We start from the raw sequence: 3,420 nt of genomic DNA, 5'->3' as shown, positions 1-3,420 counted from the left end.
GCTCGATCTCGTAGTCCGGGAACAGCAGCCACGGGACCACCACGACCATCGACACGTCGGGCTCATCGACGCTCTCGAGCAGCTGGAAGATGCTGTCGTCACCGAGCGAGACCAGCTGGAAGCGGTGCAGGTGACCGAAGCCCGGGATGCCGTCCGCGAAGCGCAGGACGGTCCCCTGCAGCTGGACCTCGTCGGTGTCTGCCACGGTGCCGTGGTCCTTCGAGATCGCGGGGCGGTCGGTGCGGGCGGAGGCTAGCGGAGGAAGTCGACCAGGGAGGGTTGCAGGACGCGGCTGAGCGCGGCCAGCGTGGCCTGGTAGGCGACCTCCTGGGTCTGCAGCTCCATCACCGCACCGGCGATGTCGACGTCCTCGGTGACGGCGAGCTCGCTACGGATGGAGAGCTGCTCGTCGGCGTTGCGCGCCATGGCGGCCTCCACCCGGTTGGTCGCAGCGCCGAGGATCGACTGCTGGTCGCCGATGCGCTCCATGGCGACGTCCAGCTCGGCGAGCTTGCCCGTCAACGTCGCCTGGTCCCCGTTCCGGAGCGCCGCGGCGATGGTGTCGAGGAGCGAGAACACGTCGGTGGGGTCATCGGGCGCGACAGCGAAGGGACCGAACGCGTCCGCGGCGGTGACGTTGACCTTGACGACGTCGTGTTCGCTGACGCGGCGGTTGATGACCCCGTCGTCACCCCCGTAGCGCCACACCCCACCGTCTGGGACGACGGCCTTCCCCTCGGCGAACCCGGTGAACAGCGGACGGCCGGCGTGCTGGGAGTTGGCGATGCCGATCAGCTCGTCGCGGATCGCCTCGATCTCGGTCGCCATCGCCCGCTGCGAGCCCGGGTCCTGGTTGCTGGCACCCGACACGGTCAGGTCGCGCGCGCGGTGCAGGCGCGTGGTCGCCCCCTCCAGCTTGCTGTCGGCGAGCGCGAGCCAGGACGACGCGTCGGCGCCGTTGCGGGCCTCCTGGACGCGGGCACGCTGGCTGGCTCGCAGGAGCAGCCCGCGGTTGGCCGCGGCGGGATCGTCGGAGGGCTTGAGGATCGCCTTGCCGGTCCCGAGCTGAGACTGGGCGCGCTCGAACCGCTCGAGGCGGTTCTGCAGCCGGGACAGCTGGCTGTTGACCATCGTCCCCTGGGTGATGCGCATGCTCGGGCTCCTAGCGGCCGACGAGGCCCATGCGGTTGATGAGGACGTCCAGCGCCTGGTCGACGGCGGTCATCATGCGGCTGCTGGCCTCGAGAGCCCGCTGGTAGGACAGCATCTGGACCATCTCCTCGTCGAGCGAGACGCCGTGCATCCCGTCGCGAGCGGTCCCCGCTGCTGCTGTGAGCTGCTGCTGCGCCCGAGCCGCCCGGCCGGTGGCCTCCACGTTGGCGGCATGTTCGGTCACGAACGATCGCAACCGCCCATCGAGCGTGCCGGTCCGCAGATCGGCCAGCTTGGTGGCGTTGTCTCCATCGTGGGGCGCCGCGGAGGGGCCCTCGGCAGCCGCCAGCTGGCCAGGATCGGTGATCAGCACCTGCAACGTGAGCGCCTCGGCGCCAGCGGTGACACCCAGCAGGGGTCCGCCGTTCACGTTCTCCGAGACATAGCCGGACGCGTGGGTCGCGTTCAACTGCGTCACGAGGTCATCGACGAACGCGTCGAGCCCGTCCCGCAACCCGGGGAGGTCCTCGGTGAGGGAGGTCTGCAGCCCCGCGACCTCGCCGCCGGGTGTGACCGCGACGCCGGCGGGGTGACGGATCTCGTTGGTGTCGACGTCGAACGCGAGGGGCGTGGCGCGGGTGCCGCTGACCACCGCCAGGCCTGACACGCTGATCCGGACGCTGCCGCTGTCCTCGAGGGTGACGGTGGCCCCGATACGGCGTGACAGGTCGTCGAGGACCCGGTCGCGCGCGTCGAGCAGGTCGTTCGGTGCCCCGCCGGTCCCCCGCGCCTCGAGGATGCGACCGTTGAGGTCGGCCGCCTGCTCGAAGAGCGCGTTGACCTCCTTGACCGCCAGATCTAGGCTGTTGATCGTGTCCTTCTCGAGGATCTCGAGCCCGCCGGCGACGGACCTGACGCGCGCCGTCAGCGACTCGAGAGCCGACAGCACCTGGCGCCTGGTGGCGGTGTCCTCCGGGCGGAGCGCGAGCTCCTCGAAGGACGCCCACAGCTCGGTCAGTTCGCCGGTGAGCCCGTTCTCGGGTTCGCCGAGCACCGCCTCGGCGCGGGCGAGCAGATCGGCACGGACGTCGAGCTTGCCGTTCTGGCCCATGTCGCTGCGCAGGCGGGCGTCGAGGAAGCTGTCCCGCATCCGGGTGATGTCGTCGACCGTCACCCCGGTGCCCATCGGCCCGTTCGGTGACAGGTACGGGTAGCTGGTGCTGAGGTCGACGCGCTGGCGCGTGAAGCCAGGGGTGTTGGCGTTCGCGACGTTGTGGGCCGCGGTGTCCATCCCGACGCGGGCGGCGCGGATCCCGGAGAGGGCCGTGTGGAGCGAGACGGAGACCATCTACAGCGCCTGGTCGACGAGGGCGGGACCAGCTGACGAGGAGCGGCGCCCATCGGGGTCGTAGGTCAGCCGGTGCTCACTGCCGCCGGTGAGGGCAGCCATGGTCTGCTGGACGCGGTGCAGACCCGAGGAGGCGAGGCGGCGGTTGTCGACGGCGACGGACTCGATCTCGGAGGTCAGCGACAGGAACGCCTTGCGGTGGTCGTCGAAGATCGCGGCCCAGGGCTCCGGGGAACGGTCGGCGAGGGTCGACAGGTAGAGCTGATCGATGCTGACCCCCCACGTCACCGCGAGGGCCTGCACCACGTCGTCGCGGTGGGTCTCGGCGTCCCGCAGGCGGGAGAGGACCGAGTCGACCTCGTTCAGGCAGATGCCCGTGTAGCGCTGTTCGTCGGCGGCCAGGAGCATGCGGGTGCACACGAGCTTGTACAGGAGCAGCTCCGTGAGGTGCCGTTCCTGCCACAGCGTCTCGGCCAGCTCCTCGAGGTGGCCGACATCCCGGGTGTCATCCATGGACCGCAGGTCGGTCGGTCGACGGCCCGGTTAAGAGAACGGCGCGCCCGAAGGCGGCGCTTCACCGGACGGTGTCGAGCAGGTCCTCGGCGCCAGCCGACGCCGCCTCGCGCAGGCTCGCGTGGGTGGGGGCATCCGGCACGTGGGCGGGACGACCGGTGGCCATCTCGCGGCGCAGCGCCGGGACGATCTCTCCGCCGAGGATCTCGAGCTGTTCGAGCACGGTCGACAGGGGCAGCCCCGCGTGGTCGACGAGGAACAGCTGACGCTGGTAGTCGCCGACGTGGTCACGCATGCCGGCGTAGCGTTCGATGACCTGCTGCGGTGACCCGACGGTCAGCGGGGTCATCTCGGTGAAGTCCTCGAGCGACGGGCCGCGTGGTGGGCGAGGACGGCACGAACGGCGG

At 70.7% G+C, this 3,420-nt stretch carries 4 protein-coding genes and 1 pseudogene; all 5 read right to left on the bottom strand.

Going from position 1 to position 3,420, the window contains the following annotated elements; translation table 11 throughout:
* Positions 1-205, bottom strand: a 205-nt coding sequence (gene fliW / locus WEB03_RS04255) for a flagellar assembly protein FliW (protein ID WP_368069727.1), incomplete at its 3' end; no start/stop codon positions are given.
* A gap of 47 nt (positions 206-252) precedes the next feature.
* Positions 253-1,152 (bottom strand): flagellin, encoded by a 900-nt coding sequence (locus WEB03_RS04250; RefSeq protein WP_368069726.1) that lies wholly within the window; start codon positions 1,150-1,152, stop codon positions 253-255.
* A gap of 10 nt (positions 1,153-1,162) precedes the next feature.
* Positions 1,163-2,500, bottom strand: a complete 1,338-nt coding sequence (gene flgK / locus WEB03_RS04245; RefSeq protein WP_368069725.1) for a flagellar hook-associated protein FlgK — start codon at positions 2,498-2,500, stop codon at positions 1,163-1,165.
* Positions 2,501-3,013: a flagellar protein FlgN gene (locus WEB03_RS04240; protein WP_368069724.1), complete on the bottom strand. Its 513-nt coding sequence runs from the start codon at positions 3,011-3,013 to the stop codon at positions 2,501-2,503. It lies immediately after the preceding gene.
* 61 nt (positions 3,014-3,074) lie between these two features.
* Positions 3,075-3,420, bottom strand: a pseudogene (locus WEB03_RS04235) (hypothetical protein); the annotation flags it as partial.

The organism is Nitriliruptor sp., from assembly GCF_040882075.1.
Lineage (GTDB): Bacteria > Actinomycetota > Nitriliruptoria > Nitriliruptorales > Nitriliruptoraceae > Nitriliruptor.
Note: the sequence above shows the minus strand (reverse complement) of the source record. Positions and strands in the feature narration are given on the sequence as shown.